Source organism: uncultured Thiocystis sp., assembly GCF_903866365.1.
In the GTDB taxonomy this organism is placed as follows: Bacteria; Pseudomonadota; Gammaproteobacteria; order Chromatiales; family Chromatiaceae; genus Chromatium.
This window is the reverse complement of the sequence record NZ_CAIPNF010000171.1, coordinates 1-4905: the sequence shown is the minus strand read 5'-3', so window position 1 is coordinate 4905 and position 4905 is coordinate 1. Positions and strand designations below refer to the sequence as shown.

General features: G+C 63.1%; 7 protein-coding genes. 5 read left to right on the top strand and 2 right to left on the bottom strand.

Annotated elements, in window-relative coordinates:
* Nucleotides 1-2: 2 nt before the first annotated feature.
* Nucleotides 3-980, top strand: coding sequence for an OmpA family protein (locus QZY07_RS09440; protein ID WP_295401866.1), 978 nt, complete (start codon nucleotides 3-5; stop codon nucleotides 978-980).
* A gap of 13 nt (nucleotides 981-993) precedes the next feature.
* Complete coding sequence (locus QZY07_RS09435; RefSeq protein WP_295401864.1) at nucleotides 994-1566, top strand: hypothetical protein; 573 nt, start codon at nucleotides 994-996, stop codon at nucleotides 1564-1566.
* A gap of 31 nt (nucleotides 1567-1597) precedes the next feature.
* On the opposite strand, the gene QZY07_RS09430 is transcribed toward QZY07_RS09435, so the two are convergent.
* Both QZY07_RS09430 and QZY07_RS09425 read right to left on the bottom strand, forming a co-directional pair.
* A complete protein-coding gene (locus QZY07_RS09430; RefSeq protein ID WP_295401862.1) occupies nucleotides 1598-2413 on the bottom strand; it encodes an RMD1 family protein in 816 nt (271 codons plus the stop codon).
* Between the two features lie 103 nt (nucleotides 2414-2516).
* The gene (locus tag QZY07_RS09425; RefSeq protein ID WP_295401860.1) at nucleotides 2517-2822 is read right to left on the bottom strand and encodes an antibiotic biosynthesis monooxygenase; all 306 of its coding nucleotides are present in this window, start codon (nucleotides 2820-2822) and stop codon (nucleotides 2517-2519) included.
* A gap of 119 nt (nucleotides 2823-2941) precedes the next feature.
* Between QZY07_RS09425 and QZY07_RS09420 the strand changes: the two genes are divergently transcribed.
* From QZY07_RS09420 to QZY07_RS09410, 3 genes are all read left to right on the top strand, one after another.
* A complete protein-coding gene (locus tag QZY07_RS09420) occupies nucleotides 2942-3697 on the top strand; it encodes a Nif3-like dinuclear metal center hexameric protein (RefSeq protein WP_295401858.1) in 756 nt (251 codons plus the stop codon).
* 205 nt (nucleotides 3698-3902) lie between these two features.
* Complete coding sequence (petA, locus tag QZY07_RS09415; RefSeq protein ID WP_295401857.1) at nucleotides 3903-4502, top strand: ubiquinol-cytochrome c reductase iron-sulfur subunit; 600 nt, start codon at nucleotides 3903-3905, stop codon at nucleotides 4500-4502.
* A partial coding sequence (locus tag QZY07_RS09410; protein WP_295401855.1) for a cytochrome b N-terminal domain-containing protein occupies nucleotides 4502-4905 on the top strand: 404 nt, incomplete at its 3' end. The genes petA and QZY07_RS09410, both read left to right, overlap by 1 nt.

The window sequence follows — 4905 nt, the reverse complement described above, 5'->3', positions numbered from 1 at the left end:
TTCTGGCGGCAATCGCCGCGGCGACGCCGGCTCGCGATCTGACCCAGGATCAACCGGGCGCGCGCGACATTCCAGGTCTTCCGCGTTTCGCGGATTCGGTCATCATCGGCTATCGGCTGAACGAATTCGATCGGAGCGAGCTCCCCACCGCGAAATGGGACGACCGCCCCGGCAACGCTTTTTGGGCGCAATCCATCAAGCTCGAAGGGCGACGCACCCGTCTTCTCTATCTGGCGCCAGCCAATGCCAGTTCGCTGGAGGTCATCGGAAACTATCGGCGGGCATTGGACAAGCTCGACTATCGGCCCGTCTTCCAGTGCTCGGGCTTTGAGGAATGCGGAAAAGACGTTGCCCGTTTCTACACCGACGAGGCGCATGGCAAGAAATTCACCGACAGCCACCTGCTCAAGTCTGTCTATTCCGGCAATTCCGTGCAGGAGCCCCAAATCTATGTCGCGCATCTGAGCAAGCCCGACGCCGAGTCCTACCTCTTTGTCTTCGCGGCCTTTCAGGATAATTATGCCGACTCCGAGGCGGGCAAGCGGGTGGCCGTGTTTGTCGAGGAGGTCGTCGCCAGATCGATGCAGGAACGCATGGTGCTGCTGGATGCCGCCGAACTGGCGCGCGGGATCGGCGCGGAGGGACGGGTGGCGCTCTATGGCATCCACTTCGATTTCGATCAGGCCAGTCTGCGGCCCGAGTCGCGCCCGCAACTCGAACAGATGGCGAGGATGCTGAACGAGCAGCCCGAGCTGCCGGTGTTTATCGTCGGCCATACCGATAACCAGGGCAGCCTGGAATACAACATGGATCTCTCCCAACGCCGCGCGGCAGAGGTGGTGCGCGCGTTGATCTCCAACTATGGCATCTTGGGCGATCGCTTGACGCCGATGGGGGTCGCGGGCCTGGCGCCGGTCGCCTCCAATGCCAGCGAGGAGGGACGTACCCGTAACCGTCGCGTGGAAATGGTCGCGCGTTAAGGCGCTTTCGCCCATGAACAACGCTCTGAAACTCCCCAAGACCTATAAGACCCTGTTGATACTGGCCCTGGTGTTCGGGCCTTTCTGCTGGCTGGCCTTCACCGAGGACGGGCAGCGGCGCACGGATCTCGCCCTGCTGTTCGCGCTCGGGAAACCCGAGTTCAATGCGGCGCTCGACGCCTTCCACAGCGGTTTGACGGAGGCCCGGCTGCGCGAGCGGTTTCCCACGCTGCGGTTGCACTGTGCCACAGGCGCCAATCCATTCGGCGATCGGCTGTGCGGTGCCGCCATCGGCTCGTTCAACCAGATTCCGGCCTCGTCGGTGACCCTGTTCTTTCTTGGCGAGCAGTTGCGCGCCGCCAAGGTGGTCTACCGGCGGTCGTATCATCGAACGGTGCGGGAGTGGGCGCGCCAGCGTCTCGCGCTCCGGGACGACAGCGTCAATCCAGCCGTGATGCAGCGGCAGGACGTGATGGCCGAGCCCGTCGGCGATGGCGCACTCGTCGTCCGCGCCGGCGAGCTGGGCAAAAAGGATGAACCGGCCTTGCTCTGGTTGTCTCAAGCCGCGATCGATGCGCGCCGCTGAGGCGGGCGATCCGGGGCCATGCATGGCGCGCTCAGTGAGTCGGCGCGCCGTGAAAGAAGAGTTCGTAGACGGTGAGCACGATTTCGACCACGATCAGGACCACGATGTACCACTCCACCCGCAGGCTGCGCTTGCTTTGGAGCAGATCGAGGAGCGTGCCGGCGGTGTCGTTGATCAGCGTGAGCTTGCGTTCCAGCGCGAGCTGGCGCTCGCGGATTTCATACTCGGCCTCCAGATTCAGGAACAGACGTTCCAGATCGTGCCGCTCCCAGATCACTTCCGGTTTATCGCCGACCTCGCCGCGCCCGACCATGTCCTGCTGGATCGCGAGTGCCTCGCCGATATGGCGAATCAGGGTGCGCGCGTTGCTTCCACCGCGTCCATGACGCTGGAGGCGGTCCGCGAGCGGTTCGATGCGGTCGAAAGCGCGCGCGACGCGCGATTCCTGCTCGGCGAGCAGCACGCTCTTGCCGAGGATGTCGGCCACCACCTGGAGCCTTGCCGTCTCCGTGTCGGTCAGGACCACGCGGTCTCGCTCGACGCCTTCGCTGCGGCCCGGGTCGACGGCCAGCACCAGGTTTTCGTACTCGGTCCGCTCCAGTGGCTCTTTGACCAGCGGCCGGAGTTGCTCGATAAAGGCGGCTTCGTCTTTTTGCTCGACGCCGAAGAGCACGACCGCGCCGGAGCGCAGCAGAACCGCGCGACCGCCGCCCGGAACGGCGACCACGAGCGGGTTGGTCGCCAGCGGCTCGAAGGGTGCGAGACGCCGCGGATCCAGATAGCGACCGAGCAGAATCGCGCGCGCGGTCAAGGATTCAAGGCCGGAAGCGGTGGGTATGGCAGACATGAGAGATCTATCCCGGGCGTGGGGGTTGAGTTCGCCGTTCAGCGCGGGAACGGCAGGAGCGCGCGGACGTACCAGGAGGCCGCGCGCGATGGCCGGCGACCGCCTACAGCACCGCGCTGAAGAGTTCCAGTTGAGGCGGGCCAAGATACAGATCCCGCGTGGTTTGACCCGCGTTGACGTGGGCCGCGCGAAAGGCTTCGGAATGGGTCCATGCCACGAAGGCGTCCTCGTCCGCCCATTCGGTGAAGGAAGCGAACAGGGTGTATTCGTCGGTCTCGGAGCCCTTGAGCAGATGAAAGCGCACGAAACCGGGCACGCGGTCCAGATAGCTCTCGCGATTGCGCCAATGCGCGACGAAGGTCTCTTCCTGGCCGCGCACGATGCGAAAACGATTCATGGCAAGATACATGTGCAACTCGTTCCAAATGGTCAATGCGGCTGATTATAGCGGAATGGCGGATGTCAGCGGTCACTGAGCCACGTATGGCTGACGACTCTTTCCACATGATTGAATCCGGGGAATCCGACATGACGATCGAACCGCTCGCTCTCGTTGCCTACTGCGATGGTTTTCTCGATGCCTCGCGCTTCGCCGACTATACCCCGAACGGCTTGCAGGTGGAGGGCGACCGACCGATCAGGCGGCTGGTCAGCGGTGTCACCGCCTGCGCGGCGCTGATCGACGCGGCGCTCGATCGGGACGCCGACGCGCTGCTGGTTCACCATGGCTGGTTCTGGAAAAACGAAAACCCCTGCCTGACCGGGATCAAAGGCCGACGCGCCAGGACATTGCTCAGCGCGGGCGTCAGTCTCATCGCGTATCATCTGCCGCTCGACGCGCATCCCGAGGTGGGTAATAACGCCACTCTCGGCGACTGGCTGGGATTCGTGGAGACGGAACCAACCGCGATTGCGAACGGTCTAGTGTGGGTCGGTCGGCTGCCGGTACCCTTGTCGCCCCCGGCGCTCGCCGACGCGGTATCGCGGCGACTTGGACGACAGGCGACGCGCGTGGGACCGGATCGGCGATCCATCGAACGAATCGCCTGGTGTACTGGCGGAGGGCAGGGCTATCTCGAACAGGCCGCCGCGTTAGGGGTCGACGCCTTTTTGAGTGGCGAGCTGTCGGAGCAAACCACCCATCAGGCGCGCGAAGTCGGTCTCTGCTATCTGGCCGCGGGCCATCATGCCACCGAACGCTATGGCGTGCAGGCCCTCGGATCGCATCTGGCCGAGCGTTTCAAGCTGTTGCATGAGTTCGTTGAAATTGATAATCCGGCGTAGACGTTATGTCACCGAATATCCGATGTGATCGGTATTTTCTCGCATTTTCCTTGACCTGCCTGGCAGTAATCGAAGAAAATGCGCGGTCGATTTTGCAGACAATCGTCATATTCTTATTTTCCACCTGAACGTTTCATCCAAGCTGTATGGGGCGCCCGCCGGGAATGCGTCGGTGGTGCTTGCGGCAGCCGGGGGATATTGGCCTATGAGCGCGGAAGGCGTGAACAAAATGAGGCGACGAGTACTCGTTGCCGCAACCAGCGTGGTCGGTGCCGTGGGCGCTGGTTACGCACTTGTCCCGTTCGTCGCATCGATGAACCCGAGCGCTCGCGCCCGGGCCGCCGGTGCGCCGGTCGAGGCGGATGTCAGCAAGCTGGAACCCGGCGCCTTGCTGCGCGTGAAATGGCGCGGCAAGCCGGTGTGGGTGGTGCATCGCACGCCCGAAATGCTCGCGGCGCTGGCCAGCAACGACCCGAAGCTGGTCGACCCGCAGTCCGCGGTCGCGACGCAGCAGCCGAGTTACTGTCAGAACGCCACACGCTCCATCAAGCCGCAGTATCTGATCGCGATCGGGATCTGCACCCATCTGGGCTGCTCGCCGACCTACCGCCCGGAATTCGCGCCCGACGATTTGGGTGCCGACTGGAAGGGCGGTTTTTTCTGTCCCTGCCACGGCTCGCGATTCGACCTGGCGGCGCGCGTGTTCAAGAACGTCCCGGCGCCTACCAACCTGGTGATCCCGAAGCACACCTATCTCAACGCCACCACCATCCTGGTCGGTGAAGATCGGGGAGGAGCGGCCTGATGAGCGCGGAAAAAACCGAAAATGTCAGTTGGATCGACAAGCGATTCCCGCTGACGGAGACTTGGCGTGCCCATCTCTCCGAATACTATGCCCCGAAGAACCTCAATTTCTGGTCCTTCTTCGGCTCGCTGGCGATCCTGACGCTGGTCATCCAGATTGTCACCGGCATCTGGCTGGCCATGAGCTACAAGCCGGACGCCACCCTGGCGTTTGCCTCGGTCGAATACATCATGCGCGATGTCGACTGGGGCTGGCTGATCCGCTACATGCACTCCACGGGCGCCTCGGCCTTCTTCATCGTGATCTATCTGCACATGTTCCGCGCGCTGCTCTGGGGGTCGTATCGCAAGCCCCGCGAGTTGTTGTGGATCATCGGCGTCGTGATCTATCTGGCGATGATGGC

Bases quoted from the DNA above. Each gene is read 5' to 3' on its own strand.
- petA (WP_295401857.1), top strand. From the start codon at position 3,903: ATGAGCGCGGAAGGCGTGAACAAAATGAGGCGACGAGTACTCGTTGCC.
- QZY07_RS09425 (WP_295401860.1), bottom strand. From the start codon at position 2,822: ATGTATCTTGCCATGAATCGTTTTCGCATCGTGCGCGGCCAGGAAGAG.
- QZY07_RS09435 (WP_295401864.1), top strand. From the start codon at position 994: ATGAACAACGCTCTGAAACTCCCCAAGACCTATAAGACCCTGTTGATA.
- QZY07_RS09430 (WP_295401862.1), bottom strand. From the start codon at position 2,413: ATGTCTGCCATACCCACCGCTTCCGGCCTTGAATCCTTGACCGCGCGC.
- QZY07_RS09420 (WP_295401858.1), top strand. From the start codon at position 2,942: ATGACGATCGAACCGCTCGCTCTCGTTGCCTACTGCGATGGTTTTCTC.